This is a genomic window from Streptomyces sp. SYSU D01066-1 (assembly GCF_054956795.1).
In genome coordinates this window covers 168821-185655 of record NZ_JBUDHV010000005.1, presented here as the reverse complement: position 1 = coordinate 185655, position 16835 = coordinate 168821, and the positions used below count along the sequence as shown (strand labels likewise).

Below are 16835 nucleotides of genomic sequence, written 5' to 3'. Positions count from 1 at the left end.
GCTAGCCGGGGAGGCTAGGAGGCGTCGTCCGAATCCCCGGGCCCCGCCTCCTCGGCCAGGGCCGCGTCCAGCCGGGCCCGGGCCCCGTCCAGCCGGCGCCGGCAGGTCTTCGCCAGCTCCTCGCCCCGCTCCCACAGGGCCAGGGACTCCTCCAGCGTCGTCCCGCCCGCCTCCAGCCGTCGTACGACCTCGATCAGCTCGTCCCGGGCCTGCTCGTAACCGAGCGCCTCGGTACGGGCCGCCGTCTGTTCCACCTCGCTGGTCATCCACTCACCCTATGCGTCGACCCGTACGGAGAAATCGCCCCCAAAGACCCGCGCGCGCAGCGCCTCGCCCGCCGCGACCTCGGCGGGGTCCCGGACCGCCCGGCCGTCGGCCCGCTGCAGTACCGCGTACCCCCGTTCGAGGGTCGCGGCCGGGGAGAGGGCCACCACGCGCGCGTGCGTGTGCGTCAGCTCCGAGTCGGCGCGGTCCAGGTGGTGGCGCAGGGCGCGCCGGCCCCGCTCCAGCAGGGCCGTCACCTGCTCCGCGCGCTCGTCGATCATGCGGTACGGGTCCTGTACCGACGGCCGGGCCAGCGCGTGCGCCAGCCCCCGCTCCTCGCGGTCGACGAACGCCGCCACGCAGCGCCGCGCCCGGTCCCGCAGCAGCCGTACCCGCTCGTACTCCTCCCCGACGTCCGGCACCACCTTCTTGGCGGCGTCGGTCGGCGTGGAGGCGCGCAGGTCGGCCACGTGGTCCAGGAGCGGGTTGTCCGGCTCGTGCCCGATGGCGGAGACCACCGGCGTACGGCACTCGGCGACCACGCGGACCAGCTGCTCGTCGGAGAACGGCAGCAGGTCCTCCACGCTGCCGCCGCCGCGCGCCACGACGATCACGTCCACCTCGTCCATCGCGTCCAGCTCCTTCACCGCCCGGACGACCTGCGGCACCGCGTGCACGCCCTGCACCGCGACGTTGCGCACCTCGAAGCGGACGGCGGGCCAGCGGCGGTGGGCGTTCTCCAGCACGTCCCGCTCGGCGGCCGAGGCACGCCCGCACACCAGGCCGACGAGGTGCGGCAGGAACGGCAGCGGCTTCTTGCGCTCCGGCGCGAACAGCCCCTCGCGCGCGAGCGCCTTCTTGAGCTGTTCGAGCCGGGCCAGCAGCTCGCCCACCCCCACCGGCTTGATCTCGGCGGCCCGCAGCGACAGCTGCCCGCGCGGCGCGTACCAGTCGGGTCTGGCGTGGACCACCACGCGGGCGCCCTCGCCGATCACGTCGGCGACCGCGTCGAAGACCTGCCGGTAGCAGGTGACGCTCACCGAGATGTCGTGCGAGGGATCGCGCAGGGTCAGGAACACCACCCCCGCGCCCGGCCGCCGCGACAGCTGGGTGATCTGCCCCTCGACCCAGACCGCGCCGAGCCGGTCGATCCAGCTTCCGATGAGCCGCGACACCTCGCCCACGGGCAGAGGGGACTCCGGACTCGTGTTCACCGCCATGCCGCGAGCGTAACGGGCCCCACTGACAGGCCGGGGACGGGAAACGCCCCCGAGGGGCGCGGGGGCGTGTGACGCACCCGGCCCCGCCGCGTGGGCGCGGCCGGCCGCGGACCCGGCCCCCGGGGCCGCCGTGCCGGTCCCGGACACCGCGCCCGCGCCCGTACTCGTACAGCGCCTCCCCCGTCTCTCCGCCGATGCGCCCCCCACGCGATCTCCGACCCGCCGAACGCGCCCGTACGATGGACCGCATGACTGCTTCGCCTGGCCGCCGTGTCCTGCTCGCCGCCCCCCGTGGCTACTGCGCGGGTGTGGACCGCGCCGTGATCGCCGTCGAGAAAGCGCTGGAGCAGTACGGCGCTCCCGTCTACGTCCGGCACGAGATCGTCCACAACAAGTACGTCGTGCAGACCCTGGAGAAGAAGGGAGCCGTCTTCGTCGAGCGCACGGAGGAGGTCCCCCCGGGCAACATCGTCATGTTCTCCGCGCACGGCGTGGCCCCCGTCGTCCATGAAGAGGCCGAGCGTGGCCGGCTCGCCACCATCGACGCGACCTGCCCCCTGGTCACCAAGGTCCACAAGGAAGCGGTCCGCTTCGCCAAGGACGACTACGACATCCTCCTCATCGGCCACGAGGGCCACGAGGAGGTCATCGGCACCTCCGGCGAGGCACCCGAGCACATCCAGCTCGTCGACGGCCCCGGCGACGTCGCCAAGGTCGAGGTCCGGGACGAGTCCAAGGTGGTCTGGCTCTCCCAGACCACGCTCTCCGTCGACGAGACCATGGAGACCGTCGACGCCCTGAAGGAGAAGTTCCCCCAGCTCATCTCCCCGCCCAGCGACGACATCTGCTACGCCACGCAGAACCGTCAGCTCGCGGTGAAGCAGATGGGCGCCGAGGCCGACCTCGTCATCGTCGTCGGCTCCCGCAACTCCTCCAACTCCAAGCGGCTGGTCGAGGTCGCCAAGCAGGCCGGCGCCCGCGACGCGTACCTGGTCGACTTCGCCGACGAGATCGACGAGACCTGGCTGGAGGGGGTCACGACGGTCGGCGTCACCTCCGGCGCCTCCGTCCCGGAGATCCTGGTCGAGCAGGTACTGGAGTACCTCGCCGCGCGCGGCTACGCGGACGTGGAGATCGTCAAGGCGGCCGAGGAGTCCATCACCTTCTCTCTCCCCAAGGAGCTGCGCCGGGACCTGCGCGAGGAGGCGGCGGCGCTGGTCGCCGAGCGCGGCGGTTCCGGCACCTCGGGGGAGTGACTGTCAGTCGCAGGCCGTAACGTGGTGCCATGCAGATCTTCGGCGTGGACATCGGCGGCTCGGGCATCAAGGGCGCCCCTGTGGACCTCGACAGGGGCGATCTGGCCCAGGAGCGCTGCAAGGTGCTCACCCCGCACCCGGCGACGCCGGACGGGGTGGCCGACGGGGTACGGGAAGTCGTCGAGCACTTCGGCTGGACCGGCCCGGTCGGCCTGACCTTCCCGGGTGTGGTCACCGGGGGCGCCACCGTCCGTACGGCGGCCAACGTCGACAAGAGCTGGGTCGACCGGGACGCGCGCGCGTTGTTCAGCGACCGCCTGGGCGGCCTGCCGGTGACCGTCGTCAACGACGCGGACGCGGCGGGTGTCGCGGAGATGCACTTCGGCGCGGGCCGCGGCCGTGCGGGCACGGTCGTCCTGCTCACCTTCGGCACCGGCATCGGCAGCGCCGTCTTCACCGACGGCGTCCTCGTCCCCAACACCGAGCTGGGCCACCTGGAGCTGGACGGCCACGAGGCCGAGAAGCGGGCCTCCAGCAAGGTCAAGGACGACCACGACATGTCCTGGGAGCACTGGGGGCACCGGGTACGGGCCTACCTCGCCCACGTCGAGATGCTCTTCTCGCCCGAGCTGTTCATCATCGGCGGCGGGGTCAGCCGCAAAGCGCACAAGTTCCTGCCCCACCTCGACGGCATCCGCGCGGAGATCGTCCCGGCCCAGCTGCAGAACAACGCGGGGATCGTCGGCGCGGCGATGCGGGCGGCGGAGGGACAGCCGGCCGCGGGCTGAGCGGCGCGGGGCCGGTCGGCGGGAGGGGCGGGCTTCCCCGGTCAGCAGGAGGGGGCGGACCTCGTGAGCCGGCGGGACGGGCCGGCCGCGCTCAGGCCGGCGGGACGGGCCGGCCGCGCTCAGGCCGGTGCGCGCCCGGCCCGGGCGGCGATCCGGCGCCGTACCAGCCGGACCCGGCGCACGATCACGACCGATCCGGCGATCAGTGTCCCGCCGTACAGCCACCCGGCCTCCGTGGCCAGCGCGGTCACGAACCCGGTCAGCGCGCCGGTGAAGCCGTCACCGCCGTCCGTCAGGGTGGTCAGCCCCAGGGCGAAGGCGATCGGCACCACGATCGGCGCGGTCAGCAGGTCGGCCTGGCGCACCCAGCAGGCGGTCAGCACGCAGACCGGCAGGAACAGCACGCCGTACACCGTCCGCGACGCCCCGAACAGCACCAGGTCGAGCAACCCGGTCCCGAGCATCACCGCCGCGCAGAACAGGCCGCAGCCCAGCCCGGTCAGCCTCGGGCCCCGCAGCAGCCCCGCCGCCCGAGCCGAGGCCGGCCCGGGCGGCCGGGCCGCCGCGGGGCCGCGCGCGGCGGCCTTGGGGAACCGCCGGCCCCCCGGACCCGGCACCCGGGCGGGAGCCCGGGCCGGCACGCCCCGCGCGTCCTGCGCGCCGCGGTCGTCCAACGGCCCGCCGGCACTCCCGCGCCCCGGCGGCAGGCCCCGCTCCGCCCGGCCCTGCGGGGGCAGCGGCGGGCGCCCGCTTCGCGGTCCGTATCGCGCAGGTCGCGTCCTGTGTTGCTCCACTGGTCCAACTTAGGTCGGTCGATGTGCGGAACCGGCTCTCGGACACGCCGGGGACCGGTCTGGCCACGCGTTCGACTGCCCGCGTACTCCGTACCGCACACCCCGTAGACTGGTGGATCGGCCCCGCCCGGGCCCCCGCTCCCTCCGCACCCTCACGTACGGGAAGTCGCAACGTGTCGCTCACGATCGGAATCGTCGGCCTGCCGAATGTCGGCAAGTCGACCCTGTTCAACGCCCTGACCAAGAACGACGTGCTGGCGGCCAACTACCCGTTCGCCACGATCGAGCCCAACGTCGGCGTCGTGGGCGTCCCCGACCCCCGCCTGACGAAGCTGGCCGAGATCTTCTCCTCGGAGAAGATCCTCCCCGCCACGGTCGACTTCGTCGACATCGCGGGCATCGTGCGGGGCGCAAGCGAGGGCGAGGGCCTGGGCAACAAGTTCCTCGCGAACATCCGCGAGTCCGACGCGATCTGCCAGGTCATCCGCGCCTTCAAGGACGAGAACGTCGTCCACGTCGACGGCAAGGTCTCGCCCGGGGACGACATCGAGACGATCAACACCGAGCTGATCCTCGCCGACCTCCAGACCATCGAGAAGGTCCTGCCGCGCCTCCAGAAGGAGTCGCGCATCAAGAAGGACGTCGCTCCCAAGGTCAAGGCCGTCGAGGAGGCCAAGGAGATCCTGGAGAAGGGCGACACCCTCTTCGCCCACGGCATCGTCCAGAACACCGAGCGGGCCGAGCTCCTCCACGACCTGCACCTCCTCACCACCAAGCCCTTCCTCTACGTCTTCAACGTCGACGAGGACGAGCTGACCGACGAGGAGTTCAAGAACGAGCAGCGCGCCCTGGTCGCCCCCGCCGAGGCGATCTTCCTCAACGCCAAGCTGGAGGCCGACCTGGCCGAACTGGACGAGGACGAGGCCCTCGAACTCCTCCAGTCCGTCGGCCAGGAGGAGCCCGGCCTCGCCACCCTCGCCCGCGTCGGCTTCGCCACCCTCGGCCTCCAGACCTACCTGACGGCCGGCCCCAAGGAGTCCCGCGCCTGGACCATCAAGAAGGGCGCCACCGCCCCCGAGGCCGCCGGCGTCATCCACACCGACTTCCAGAAGGGCTTCATCAAGGCGGAGGTCATCTCCTTCGACGACCTGGTGGAGACGGGCTCGGTCGCGGAGGCCCGCGCCAAGGGGAAGGCGCGCATGGAGGGGAAGGACTACGTGATGCGGGACGGGGACGTGGTGGAGTTCCGCTTCAACGTGTAGCGGGTGATTCCTTGATCGGCTGAGATGCAGATCAGAGGGTAAAACCCCAGGTCAGGGGCCAGATCTCACGGTCTGGCCCCTTCTTGTTTTCTCCTGTTGATTCCGGCCTTTTCCGGGTCCTGTGCTGACTTGGTGCTGACGTGCTGACGAGGGTTGACCGGCCCTGAACTGGGGCTACGGCGCGAGTGAGTGTGCTGATCAAGAGACCTGAGTGTGCTGACTGTGCCATCCTCTGTCTGGCTGGTGCCGAGACCTCCGATGAAGGCCCATGCGGCATCGGTGGTCGAATATGGTTCGGTTCGACTGGGCAGGTCTTCAGGGACGATCGTCGGGGGGCGACGTGGGCGAGGGGTATGGGTTCCTCGATATCGACGAGCGGTGCACGCCTGGGCTCTATGGTCCGAAGGGCACTCGCCCCAGCCATGCCTACAGGACTGAGTGTGAGCACTCCTCTCCGTGCGGCTGGCTCTATGTCGTCGAATTTTCCGATGGGGTCGTGAAGGTTGGAAGGACCGCTGACGCCAGGCAACGGATCAAGCGGCACGGCTGGGATGCCAAGGTCCGTGGTGCGGAGATATGTAGCTGGTGGATCTCCGTGCTGCACTCCAACACAGGTGAAACGGAGCGGGTGCTCAAAGAGTGCTGCTCGCGCCACTGGGGCCTGTTCGGCGGCGATGAGTACTTCGCTGATGCAGACTTCGATATGGCCGTCACGTATGCGATGTTCTTTCGCTACCAACGGCCGTGTAGCGGGGAGTACTGGAAGCAGGAGCTCAGCTCGCGAAGACGGATCTGACTCACTCTCTCACCGGCGAGTAGGCGCGTGTCCGGTAAGGTTTCCTGTTCTGGAAAGCCGGGGAGCTTGACCCGGAAGTTGGCAGGTCGGAAGCATCGGCTTGACCAAGCCTGTCGACAGGAGGGGGAAAGCCATGGGCGCACCGCTGCGGAAGCTCTCGGGAGACCCGGACTGCAAGAACGGCACCTGCCCCACCCTGTGGGGTACGGACGACGGCAAGGAGTACGTCGTACAGGGGTACGTGATCAACGCCCCTGAGCGGCTGGCGCAGCTCGATCTGCCTGAGGGTGAGACGGCGGTCATGGTCCCCGCGGCCGTGCTGGAGGAGTACTTCCGTGCTCACCGGTGAGGAGTTCGGGCGCCTCTTCGAGACGTTCGAGCGGACCGCGTTCCGGCTGGAGACGCTGGCCGAATACGACGTGGAGGAGGAGCGCGAGGAGATCGCGCGCTTCCTGGCCGGCGAGGACATGGGGCCGGAGTGGGACGACAACCCGTGGGTGCGGTCCATGACCGACAAAGGCAAGCAGGTGTCCCGCGTCCACGTCCTGCGCTCCCCGCTGACCGACTACCTGCGCTACGAGCTGGCGGCCTACCCCGGCAACATCAAGGCTGGTGAGTCGATCGGCATCATCGACCTGGCCGAGCAGGACGTGGACGGTCTGCCCGACCATGACTTCTGGCTCTTCGACGACCGCGACGTGTACCGGATGCACTACACCCCCGAGGGCCGGTTCCTCGGCGGTGAACTCCTCCCCGTCGACCGCCTCCCGGAGTACCGGGGATACCGGGACCTGGCGCTCTCCCGGGCCGTGCCGTTTGCGACCTACCGGGAGCGGCACCACTGACCACGGAATCCGTCGGAAGAGCGCTGCGGACACTGCGCGAGGCATCGGGACTGACCGGCAGCGCAGTGGCCCGCAGGGCTTCCATGTCCGCAGCCAAGCTCTCGAAGATCGAGAACGGCCGGACCATGCCCACGGTGCAGGACGTCGACCTCGTCCTGTCCGCCCTTGGAGTTTCCGAGGAGGCCAAGGAACAGTTCCTCGCGGCGGCCCGGGTCGAGGCCACGGAAGCCACGGCGTGGCGGTTGCTGCGCCGTATGGGGGCGTGGAAGCACCAGAACACGATCAAGGGCATCGAGGCCAACACGAAGGCGCTCAGGCTGTTCCAGGGGCAGCTCATCCCTGGCCTTCTCCAGACTCCTGAGTACGCCACGGCGGTGTTCTCCCTGCCGCCAGCTCTGCCGGACGAAACCAAGGCACGGACGGTGGCGGCCCGGCTGGAGCGGCAAGCCGCGCTGTACGAGGACGGGCGGTCGTTCGACTTCGTCATCTGCGAGCATGTGCTGCGGTGGCTGATCTGCGAGCCCACTGTCATGGCCGTACAGCTCGACCGTCTTGTGTCCCTGTCACGGCTCCCCGCCGTATCCATCGGCGTTGTCTCTCAAGCCGGCCGGAAGCCGGACTTCCCCATGACCTGTTTCAGCATCCACGACGACAGCCTTGTCATCGTCGAGACCTTCCACTCGGAGGTGACGACGCGGGACCCGCGGGACGTCCAGACGTACGTCGACACGTTCGACAGATTCGCTGCCGTGGCGCTTTACGGCGACGACATGCACAGCCTCGTCGAGGACGTCCGGGACGAGTTCTTGCGGCAACAGGAAAGACGCTAGGCGCGCCAAGTGAGCGGCCCGACGATGTGATCAGAGGAGATCGGAGTCGGGAGAGCCATGCGAACAAGCGCCAGCATCCAGTCGGGACCCGTGTACCTGCCCCTGCCCAGCGCCCAGCCTGAGCCGGTCTCCGGCTGTCGGCACTGTCTTGAACTCGCGGTGCGGCGAACCAACGCCGTCTCGTCGTGCGACTACTCCAAGGCGACGGATGTGAACGTGGCCCTGCGAGCGCACCTCGGCGAAGCACACGGAGGCGAGGAGTGACCAGGGCGATCCTGCGCTACGTCGAGCACCGGATCACACGGCACCCCGGAACCGACGTGACGTTCGAAGCGGAGTGCCTGAACTGCGACTGGAAGGCCGAGCCTTCGGAGGACGGGGCAGCCGTCGACCTGGAGTGCATGCGCCACACCGGCAGGACTGGGCATCAGAGCTTTCGGCGAGTCTGCACCTCTCTCGCCCTCGTTGTGCGGGCTGAGTAGCGGCGCCCCGTCCATTTGGACACGACGTGCTGGCACAGCAGGCGAAAGCCCCCGCACCGTCCGGTTGAGACGTATGACGCGAGGGCCTATGGGGTGACTACTCGAAAGCACGCACCTTGCGCAGGCGGGCGTGAAGCGTCTGCCGAGAGATGCCTGTCATGCGAGCAAGGGCAGCGATGTTGACCTCGACTCCCAGCTCTTCCATGCGGAGCACTTCGTCCACGACGCTGTCGGCTGTGCCATTACGCATCGCGTTGGCCATCGCCCACTCGCATGCGCGGCCTTGGAGAGTAGCGATGCGGTACTCCAGGTGCGGGTCGCGATCCCCATGGGTCAGCAACTCCTCAGCCGGAACTCGCTCCACCTGGTCGAGGAGCTTGCGTGCCTCCTCCGGGTCAGCTCCGATGAGCCAGGCCATGGCCATGGCAGACCAGGGACGTCCCTTGAGGCGTTCGTGTATCTCGGCCCTCTGTGTGGAGCGGACCGCTGCTTCGCGTGCCTGCTCAGCCTGGGCTTCGCTGCCCTGCGCGTCGTACTGGGCTGCCTTCCGGTAGTGATCGCCGGCAGTGACCCGAAGTTCTTCCGCTCGTCGAGCGAGGTGGGTGTCATCAAACATGCCTACATGTAAAGACCTTGTCGACTCATGAGTCAAGTTCTTTACACATCCCAAGGAGGGGGGGGAGGACGGAGTCCTGTTCGACCGCGCCGCCCGTCTCACCGCCGCCGGTGACGACCGGGCCGGCGCCGGCGTTCCCGCCCCGGGAAGGAAGGCCGGGACGAAAGGGCGGACGCGCCCCCACGCCTCGTCCACGGGCGAAGGGACATCCCGGTGGTGACGGACCCCCGCCACACCGCGGATGTCCGCGCACGCCCCCGGTCGCTCACGTGATCAGCGGCGTTCCCTCGGCGTCCGGGTGCTCCCGCGGCGCGCGCCGCACGGCGTCGGACCCGGGCGGGCGCCGCCCCGGCTCCGTTCGGGCGGGCGCGGGTTCAGCCCTCCCCACCGGGAACCGACTCCGCGTACCCGCCGCTTCGCGCTTACGATGCGCCCAGCCGTACGGCAGGCAGCGGTACGGCACGTCCGCGGACGCCTGCGCGCCGCCGCCCGAGTCAGGAGCACGGTACTCGTGTCCATACCGCCGCCGCCCCACCCGGCCTGGGGCCGGCCCTACGCGCCGCCCCGCCCGGCTCCCGTCAACGGGATCGCCATCTCCGCCCTCGTGCTCGGCCTGCTGTGCTTCCTGCCGGCCGTCGGGCTGGTGCTGGGGGTCGTCGCGCTCAGTCAGATCAGGCGGCGGGGCGAGCGCGGCACGGCGTTCGCGGTGGCCGGGGCGGTGCTGTCCTCGGTGGGGCTCGTGTTGTGGGCGGTGGTGCTCACCACGGGGGGCGCGTCCGCCTTCTGGCAGGGTCTCAGGGAGGCGGCGAGTGGTGAGGGCACCGCGTACTCCCTCGATACCGGACAGTGCTTCGACACCCCCGACGGCTCGCTGGAAGGCGTGACGTACGACATCGACCAGGTGCCCTGCGCGGGCGCGCACGACGGTGAGGTGTTCGCCGTCTTCGAACTGGCCGACGGGTCCTTCCCGGGGGACGACTCGGTCACCCGCACGGCCGACGAGAAGTGCTACGCGCTGCGCGCCGGTTACGCCATGGACGCCTGGGCCCTGCCCTCCGACGTCGACATCTACTACCTCACGCCGACCCGGCAGAGCTGGCGGACGGGCGACCGCGAGGTCACCTGCCTGTTCGGCGGGGCGTCGCGGGGCGACGTCCTGACCGGTTCGCTGCGCAACGACGAGACGACGCTCGACGCCGACCAGGTCGCCTTCCTGGAGGCGGCCGGGCTCCTCGACGAGGCGCTGGAGTCCGAGCCCGTGACCGAGTACATCGAGGACGACCTGCCGGGTCACCGGGACTGGGCGGGCCGGATGGAGAGCGCGCTCGCCGAGCAGACCGGGCGACTGCGCGGGCGCGCCTGGCCGGCCGGCGCCGAGCGGCCGGTCGCCGACCTGGCCGAGGACCTGGACGCGGCCCGCGAGGAGTGGGCCGAGGCCGCGCGGGCCACCGACGCGGACACCTTCTACGAGCACTACGACGCCGGCTACGACCTGATCGCCCCCGCCGCCTCGGTCGCCGCGCGCAAGGCCCTGGGGCTGGCCACCACCCCGCCGGAGTACCAGACGGGCGACACGGGGGAGGGGACGGAGGGGGACGACCCCGGCTTCGAGGTGTGAGAGGTACGGAAGGGGGGCCGCGAGAGGGGTGCGGCCGGAGGAGACGGGTGGGGAGATCCGCGGAGAAATCCCGGACAAAACCCGTGGCCGCCGCATGTCATCACATCGAGTGATCCTCTGGCCTTTGCTTGCCTGGGACAACCTACGGTTGTCAGGCTGTTGCCGTCTGTACAACCCGACGGGAGAGCGGCCAGTGGCATTCGGTGAGCAGCCGGCGTATCTGCGTGTCGCGGGGGATCTGCGCAAGAAGATCGTCGACGGTCTGCTGCCGCCTCACACCCGCCTGCCCTCCCAGGCCAGGATCCGCGAGGAGTACGGCGTCTCGGACACCGTCGCGCTGGAGGCCCGCAAGGTCCTCATGGCCGAGGGCCTGGTCGAGGGGCGTTCCGGCTCGGGGACGTACGTGCGCGAGCGTCCGGTGCCCCGGCGCATCGCCCGCTCCGGTTACCGTCCGGCCGGCGGGGCCACGCCCTACCGGCAGGAGCAGGCCGACGCCGGGGCGCGCGGCACCTGGGAGTCCAGCAGCGAGCAGACGGAGGCGGGCGCCGCCGTGGCCGAGCGGCTCGGCATCGAGCCCGGCGAGCGCGTGATGCGCACCAAGTACGTCTTCCGCGAGGGCGGCGACGCGGTCATGCTCTCCACCTCCTGGGAGCCGCTCGCCGTCACAGGCCGCACGCCCGTGATGCTGCCCGAGGAAGGCCCCCTGGGCGGGATGGGCGTCGTCGAGCGCATGGCCGCCATCGACATCGTCGTGGACAACGTCACCGAGGAGGTCGGCGCCCGCCCCGGCCTCGCGGAGGAACTGCTGACCCTGGGCGGTGTCCCCGGCCATGTCGTCCTGGTCGTCCAGCGCACGTTCTTCGCCTCCGGCCGCGCGGTCGAGACGGCCGACGTGGTGATCCCGGCGGACCGGTTCCGGGTGGCGTACCACCTGCCGGTGAAGTAGCCCCGTCACGGGGCCGGACGTACGGCGCGCAGGGCGCCGGTGTGAGATGGCGCACGCCTCCCGCGCCTCGCGCGCCCCTTGCCGGGGTGCCGCCCCCGTCTCCCCGGCGCCCGCCGCTCCCGGCGGCGGCCGGGCGGCCCGGCCGTTCCCGCAGGTGGGCCCGGCGGGCCCGGCGGACGCCCCGGTCCGGGAGGCCGCCGCCCGGCCAGGGCGCGTTCGGCTCCGCACGCCCCCGCGTTATGGCTGGTTGCGTACCCTTTTGTAAAAAGCCGTATTCGGTGCGTGAAGGCAGGGCGTAAGGTCGGGCATATGCGGACTGCGGTTTCCTTGGCGGGCGGGGTGCGGGACGGCCATGGGCGCGAAGTGGAGGGGCACGATGAATGACGGCACGGTCACTCTGCCCTGGCTGGTCGTGCGGCAGGACGACAACGGCCATCGCTACCGGGTGGGCAGGTACGCGACCCGGGCCGAGGCCCAGAAGATCGCGGACAGCCTCGGGGGCCGCGGCGCCAAGCAGATGTACTGGGTCGAGCGGATCGGGCAGAACGGCACGACGGCCGACTGACGACGGCCGACTGGCGGAGGCCGGTCGACCGATGACGGCCGGTCGACCGATCACGACCGATGGCGGCCGGTCCATGACGACCGACTGACGGCGACCGATCGATGGCGGTCGGCCGATGGCGGTCGGCCGATGACGGTTGGTCCATGACGGCCGACCACCGGCGGCCGGCGCATGCTGGCCGACAGCGGCCGGTCCATGACGACCGACGACGGCCCTCTGACCACGTCCGACCACCTCCGACCACGGCCGACCGCGACGGGTGCCCGGCGTCGGCCGGCCGGTGGGGGCGGCGGGCGTCGGTCGACCGGCGGCGGCGGACGTCCGCCGGTCAGGACCCGCGGTGCCGATCGCGGGCGGGCCGCGTCCCCTCCCGTAGGCTCCGGCGCATGACGGAACGGATCGTGGTCGGGGCCGCCCTGCTCGACGGCGGGCGCCTGCTCGCCGCGCGCCGCAGCGCGCCGGCGGAACTGGCCGGACGGTGGGAGCTGCCCGGCGGCAAGGTGGAAGAGGGCGAGACGCCCGAGGCCGCGCTCGTACGGGAGCTGCGCGAGGAACTCGGTGTGGACGTCCGGACGGGCGAGCGGATCGCGGGACGGTGGCCGCTGGGATCCCCGTACGTCCTCGAGGTGTGGACCGCGCGCCTGCTCCCCGGCTCCGCCGCCCCCGAGCCGCTCCAGGACCACGACGAACTGCGCTGGCTGGCCCCCGCCCGGATCTGGGACGTGCCCTGGCTCGAACAGGACGTGCCGGCCGTCCGCCAGGTGCTCGCCCACCTCGGGGCACCGGGGGAGTCCGGCGCGGCGTGAGCCGGTGCGTGCCTCCCCGCGCGTGCCCTTCCGCGCGTGCCTCCCGTGTGCGCCTCCCTGTGCGCGCCTCCCCGCGCGCGTCCTCCTGTGCACCGTTCGTGCCGCAGTGCGCCCTCCGGGCGATACCCGCTGCGCGAATCGGGTATGAGCCCATTAACCCCACGAAAACGGATGGGCGTGAAGTGGGCATCCACCGGCCGGGGAGTGAGTGGAGTGACCGGCACCGAAGGCGACTGCGCCGAGTGGATCTTCCCCGCGGAACCGGACGCCGTCGGCGCCGCCCGCTCCCTGGTGCGCGGCCGGCTGCGCGACTGGAGCCTCGACGGCGTCGGTGACATCACCGTCCTGCTCGTCAGCGAACTGGTCACCAACGCCCTGCGGTACGCCGTCGGCCCCATCGGAGTCCGGCTGGTCGCACCGGTCGGACCCGACGGTGTGCTGCGCGTGGAGGTCTCCGACCGGCTCCCCGTCCTGCCCCACGAGCGGTCCGCCCGCCCCGAGGACGAGGGCGGCCGGGGGCTGCGCATGGTCGCCGCCGCCGCGCGCCGCTGGGGGACGCGGCGGGGGGAGACGGGCAAGACGGTGTGGTTCGAACTCGCTCCGGCCGGGTGAGCGGTCGTCACGCTCCGTATCGGCGTGTCCGCGGGGTGGACCGTTGCCGAAGTCGTGGTTCGATGGCGTGTCCGCTGGTTAGAAGACTGGAAGTGTTGTCACGGTCCGGTCCGGAAAGCACAGGGACCGTGCTGTGATCGTGAACACCGTGTTGTGCGGCGCCGTAGTGCTGGATACTGCGGACAGCCGCCCCCGGTGACCGGTGCCGGACGCGGTGAGCTGGAGGGGACGGTTCGCGTGAGCGAGATACCAGCGAGGGCCACGGGGTCCGAGGAGACCGAGAGCGCGCCGAACGGTGCGCGGGCCGGCGCCGCGGGCGGGGCCGCGGTGCCCGCGGGACGCGGCGAAGCCCTGCCCGGCGACACCATGTGGCAGAGCAGTCCGCCCGGCTCCATCTACGACTACATCAAGGTCGCCTCCTTCTCCATCGGCCCCGACGGGCTGGTGGACCAGTGGAGTCTGCGCGCCGAGCAGATCTTCGGCATCCCCGCGCAACGGGCCCTCGGCATGGACCCCATCGACGTCTTCATCGACCCCGACCTGCGCGAACGCGGTCAGCGCAAGATGGCAGAGATCCTCGACGGACGCGAGTGGACCGGCGTCGTCCCCTTCCGCGTCCCGCACGGCGAGGGCGGGGAGTGCGGCAAGCGCGGCCTCGCCGAGGTCTACGTCATGCCGACCCGGACCCGGGACGGCGAGAAGGCCGCCGTCTGCGTCGTCGTGGACGTCCGCACCCTGCGGAGCATCGAGACCGACCTCGCCGCCTCGCAGTCCATTTTCGGTCAATCTCCGTTCGGGTTCCTGCTGATCGACACCGATCTGAAGGTGCGCCGCGTCAACCAGCGGTTCGCCTCCGTCTTCGGCGGCACCCCCGACGACCACCGCGGCCGGGGCGTCCACGACTACCTGCCGCGCGGCGAGGGCGACCGGATCACCGCGACCCTGCGCCGGGTGCTGGAGACCGGCGAGTCCATCACCGACATGCACGTCACCGGCTTCCGGCCGGGCTCCGACGAGCGCCGCCACTGGTCGGTCAACCTCTACCGGGTGCACAGCGGTTCGGGCCGCCCCATCGGGATCGCCTGGCTCGGCACGGACGTCACCGCCCGCCGCGCCGCCGCCCGCGAGGCCGCCGCCGCCCGGCGCAACCTCGCCCTCCTCAACGACGCGGGGGCCCGCATCGGCACCTCCCTCGACCTGGAGACCACCGCCCGCGAACTCCTCGACGTCGTCGTCCCCGGCTTCTGCGACCTGGCCACCGTCGACCTCTACCAGGGCCTGCTGACCGGCGACGAGACACCGCCCGGCCTCGCCGACGGCAGCGCCGAACTGCGCCGGGTCGCCTACGCCAGCGCCGTCGCCGACATTCCCTTCCTCGGCACCGGGACCCGCGTCCAGGTCGGTGCCGTCCACCACTACCCCTTCACCTCCCCGTGCGCCGACGCGCTGCGCACCGGCCGCCCGCGCACCGTCCCGGCCGAGGAGGGCGGCCTGGTGCAGTCCACGCTCGCCGTGCCGATGGTCGCCCACGACACGGTGGTGGGCCTCGCCCAGTTCGCCCGGACCAAGGGCAGCGAGCCGTTCGGCGACCGCGACCGCGGGCTCGCCGTGGAACTGGCCGCCCGCGCCGCCGTCTGCATCGACAACGCGCGCCTCTACCGCCGCGAGCACGAGCGGGCGCTGATACTCCAGCGGTCCCTGCTGCCGCCCGGCGACCCGGAGGCGTCCGGCCTCGACATCGCCTGCCGCTACCTGCCCGGCAACGCGGCCACCGGCCGGCCCAGCGAGGTCGGCGGCGACTGGTTCGACGTCATCGAACTCCCCGGGCACCGCACCGCGCTGGTCGTCGGCGACGTCATGGGCCGCGGCCTGCGGGCCGCCGTCGCGATGGGCGAACTGCGCACCGCCGTACGGACGCTGGCCCAGCTCGACCTCGAACCGGCGGAGGTGCTCGGGCAGCTCGACGAGATCGCCCGGGGCCTCGGCGCCCCCGGCGGCCCCTCGCAGGCGTTCGCGGGCGGCGTCCAGCAGGCCACCCGGGCCGCCCGCCGCCCCCGCGAGGCAGACCTCTCCGAGGTGTACCTGGCGACCTGCGTCTACGCCGTCTACGACTCCGTCACCCGGCGCTGCACCTTCGCCAACGCCGGGCACCTGCCGCCCGTCCTGGTCGAGCCGGGCGAGCCCGCCCTGATGCTGGACGTCCCGCCCGGCCTGCCGCTCGGCGTCGGCGGGGAGCCCTTCGAGGAGGTGGAGGTCGAACTGCCCGAGGGCGCCCTGCTCGCGCTCTACACCGACGGACTCGTCGAGAGCCGCGACCATCCGCTGGACGAGGGGCTCCAGGCGTTCGTGGGCGCGCTGACCGGCCCGGCCCGCCCCTCGGCCGCGCCGCCCCGCGCCGGCACCCACCGGGACCTGGAGGACGTCTGCGACCACGTCCTGCACACCCTCGACTCCCACCACGGCGAGGACGACATCGCGCTGCTGATGGCCCGGGTGCAGGGGCTGCCCGCCGAGTCCGTCGGCGACTGGGCGCTGCCGCGCGAGCCGCGCAGCGTGGGCCGGGCCCGGGAGTACGCCCGCGTCCAGCTGACCGAGTGGGGTCTGGAACCGCTCGTCGACACCACGGAACTGCTGGTGAGCGAGCTGGTCACCAACGCCCTGCGGTACGGCGAGGGCGAGATCAGGCTCCGCCTGCTGCTCGACCGCACCCTGGTCTGCGAGGTCTGGGACGCGGGTCTGGTCCAGCCGCGCCGCCGCCGCGCCCGCGACACCGACGAGGGCGGCCGGGGCCTGCAACTGGTCGGGATGCTCAGCGCCGCGTGGGGGTCACGGCGTACGCCGCGCGGCAAGACGGTGTGGTTCGAACTCCCCCTGCCGGGCGGCGACTCCAGCCTGCCGGACCCGGCGGAGGCGCTGCTCAGCCTGTTCTGAGGCGGCGCGCGTCCCCGCCGGGACCGCCGGCCGGGACGGCAACCGGTACCGCCGCCTCCGTCGTCCCCGCCGGTGACACCCGCCACCGGGGCGGGGCGAGGGAGGGCACGGCATGGAACAGCCGACGGACGGCACGGACACCCCGCGCCGCCAGCAACGGCCGGAAGCGGCCACGCCCACCGGGGCGTCCGGGGCCGCCGAAGT

General features: G+C 71.8%; 18 protein-coding genes. 14 read left to right on the top strand and 4 right to left on the bottom strand.

The annotated features are described in order from the left end of the window. Positions 1–14 precede the first annotated feature (14 nt). Positions 15–266 (bottom strand): exodeoxyribonuclease VII small subunit, encoded by a 252-nt coding sequence (locus ACY1JF_RS07565; protein WP_462704208.1) that lies wholly within the window; start codon positions 264–266, stop codon positions 15–17. A gap of 9 nt (positions 267–275) precedes the next feature. After that, the gene (xseA, locus tag ACY1JF_RS07560) at positions 276–1484 is read right to left on the bottom strand and encodes an exodeoxyribonuclease VII large subunit (protein ID WP_462704207.1); all 1209 of its coding nucleotides are present in this window, start codon (positions 1482–1484) and stop codon (positions 276–278) included. A gap of 239 nt (positions 1485–1723) precedes the next feature. Here xseA and ACY1JF_RS07555 point away from each other — a divergent pair, with 239 nt between their 5' ends. Both ACY1JF_RS07555 and ppgK read left to right on the top strand, forming a co-directional pair. After that, positions 1724–2740, top strand: coding sequence for a 4-hydroxy-3-methylbut-2-enyl diphosphate reductase (locus ACY1JF_RS07555; protein WP_403532663.1), 1017 nt, complete (start codon positions 1724–1726; stop codon positions 2738–2740). Between the two features lie 29 nt (positions 2741–2769). Beyond that, entirely contained in the window at positions 2770–3528 is a 759-nt protein-coding gene (ppgK, locus tag ACY1JF_RS07550; RefSeq protein ID WP_462704206.1) for a polyphosphate--glucose phosphotransferase, read from the top strand. Positions 3529–3647: 119 nt separating this feature from the next. On the opposite strand, the gene ACY1JF_RS07545 is transcribed toward ppgK, so the two are convergent. After that, a complete protein-coding gene (locus tag ACY1JF_RS07545; protein WP_462704205.1) occupies positions 3648–4202 on the bottom strand; it encodes a DUF6542 domain-containing protein in 555 nt (184 codons plus the stop codon). Positions 4203–4495: 293 nt separating this feature from the next. On the opposite strand from ACY1JF_RS07545, the gene ychF reads away from it, so the two are divergent. The 6 genes from ychF (at position 4496) to ACY1JF_RS07515 (ending at position 8537) form a co-directional block, all read left to right on the top strand. Beyond that, on the top strand, positions 4496–5584 hold the full coding sequence (ychF, locus tag ACY1JF_RS07540; protein WP_462704204.1) for a redox-regulated ATPase YchF: 1089 nt from the start codon (positions 4496–4498) through the stop codon (positions 5582–5584). Between the two features lie 289 nt (positions 5585–5873). Further along, entirely contained in the window at positions 5874–6380 is a 507-nt protein-coding gene (locus ACY1JF_RS07535) for a hypothetical protein (protein WP_462704203.1), read from the top strand. 133 nt (positions 6381–6513) lie between these two features. Next, entirely contained in the window at positions 6514–6729 is a 216-nt protein-coding gene (locus tag ACY1JF_RS07530) for a hypothetical protein (protein WP_462704202.1), read from the top strand. Next, positions 6716–7225, top strand: coding sequence for a DUF6879 family protein (locus ACY1JF_RS07525; RefSeq protein WP_462704201.1), 510 nt, complete (start codon positions 6716–6718; stop codon positions 7223–7225). The genes ACY1JF_RS07530 and ACY1JF_RS07525 overlap by 14 nt, the downstream gene beginning before the upstream one ends. After that, complete coding sequence (locus ACY1JF_RS07520) at positions 7162–8055, top strand: helix-turn-helix domain-containing protein (RefSeq protein ID WP_462704283.1); 894 nt, start codon at positions 7162–7164, stop codon at positions 8053–8055. The genes ACY1JF_RS07525 and ACY1JF_RS07520 overlap by 64 nt, the downstream gene beginning before the upstream one ends. A gap of 185 nt (positions 8056–8240) precedes the next feature. Continuing rightward, positions 8241–8537, top strand: coding sequence for a DUF7848 domain-containing protein (locus ACY1JF_RS07515; protein WP_462704200.1), 297 nt, complete (start codon positions 8241–8243; stop codon positions 8535–8537). Between the two features lie 97 nt (positions 8538–8634). Here ACY1JF_RS07515 and ACY1JF_RS07510 read toward each other — a convergent pair whose 3' ends face one another. After that, positions 8635–9153: a hypothetical protein gene (locus tag ACY1JF_RS07510; protein ID WP_462704199.1), complete on the bottom strand. Its 519-nt coding sequence runs from the start codon at positions 9151–9153 to the stop codon at positions 8635–8637. Positions 9154–9664: 511 nt separating this feature from the next. Between ACY1JF_RS07510 and ACY1JF_RS07505 the strand changes: the two genes are divergently transcribed. The 6 genes from ACY1JF_RS07505 (at position 9665) to ACY1JF_RS07480 (ending at position 16631) form a co-directional block, all read left to right on the top strand. After that, positions 9665–10771 (top strand): DUF4190 domain-containing protein, encoded by a 1107-nt coding sequence (locus tag ACY1JF_RS07505; protein WP_462704198.1) that lies wholly within the window; start codon positions 9665–9667, stop codon positions 10769–10771. 193 nt (positions 10772–10964) lie between these two features. Beyond that, a complete protein-coding gene (locus ACY1JF_RS07500) occupies positions 10965–11717 on the top strand; it encodes a GntR family transcriptional regulator (protein ID WP_462704197.1) in 753 nt (250 codons plus the stop codon). A gap of 376 nt (positions 11718–12093) precedes the next feature. Then, entirely contained in the window at positions 12094–12282 is a 189-nt protein-coding gene (locus ACY1JF_RS07495; protein ID WP_462704196.1) for an SPOR domain-containing protein, read from the top strand. A 386-nt stretch (positions 12283–12668) separates the two neighbouring features. Further along, positions 12669–13088 (top strand): (deoxy)nucleoside triphosphate pyrophosphohydrolase, encoded by a 420-nt coding sequence (locus ACY1JF_RS07490; RefSeq protein WP_462704195.1) that lies wholly within the window; start codon positions 12669–12671, stop codon positions 13086–13088. A 171-nt stretch (positions 13089–13259) separates the two neighbouring features. After that, positions 13260–13700 carry an ATP-binding protein gene (locus ACY1JF_RS07485; RefSeq protein WP_462704194.1) on the top strand — a complete coding sequence of 147 codons (441 nt, stop codon included), beginning with the start codon at positions 13260–13262 and terminating at the stop codon, positions 13698–13700. A gap of 237 nt (positions 13701–13937) precedes the next feature. Continuing rightward, complete coding sequence (locus tag ACY1JF_RS07480; RefSeq protein ID WP_462704193.1) at positions 13938–16631, top strand: SpoIIE family protein phosphatase; 2694 nt, start codon at positions 13938–13940, stop codon at positions 16629–16631. Positions 16632–16835 lie beyond the last annotated feature (204 nt).

Coding starts and splice junctions, on each gene's coding strand:
- ACY1JF_RS07565 (WP_462704208.1), bottom strand. CDS start 266: ATGACCAGCGAGGTGGAACAGACGGCGGCCCGTACCGAGGCGCTCGGT.
- xseA (WP_462704207.1), bottom strand. CDS start 1,484: ATGGCGGTGAACACGAGTCCGGAGTCCCCTCTGCCCGTGGGCGAGGTG.
- ACY1JF_RS07555 (WP_403532663.1), top strand. CDS start 1,724: ATGGACCGCATGACTGCTTCGCCTGGCCGCCGTGTCCTGCTCGCCGCC.
- ppgK (WP_462704206.1), top strand. CDS start 2,770: ATGCAGATCTTCGGCGTGGACATCGGCGGCTCGGGCATCAAGGGCGCC.
- ACY1JF_RS07535 (WP_462704203.1), top strand. CDS start 5,874: ATGGTTCGGTTCGACTGGGCAGGTCTTCAGGGACGATCGTCGGGGGGC.
- ACY1JF_RS07530 (WP_462704202.1), top strand. CDS start 6,514: ATGGGCGCACCGCTGCGGAAGCTCTCGGGAGACCCGGACTGCAAGAAC.
- ACY1JF_RS07510 (WP_462704199.1), bottom strand. CDS start 9,153: ATGTTTGATGACACCCACCTCGCTCGACGAGCGGAAGAACTTCGGGTC.
- ACY1JF_RS07495 (WP_462704196.1), top strand. CDS start 12,094: ATGAATGACGGCACGGTCACTCTGCCCTGGCTGGTCGTGCGGCAGGAC.
- ACY1JF_RS07490 (WP_462704195.1), top strand. CDS start 12,669: ATGACGGAACGGATCGTGGTCGGGGCCGCCCTGCTCGACGGCGGGCGC.
- ACY1JF_RS07485 (WP_462704194.1), top strand. CDS start 13,260: ATGGGCGTGAAGTGGGCATCCACCGGCCGGGGAGTGAGTGGAGTGACC.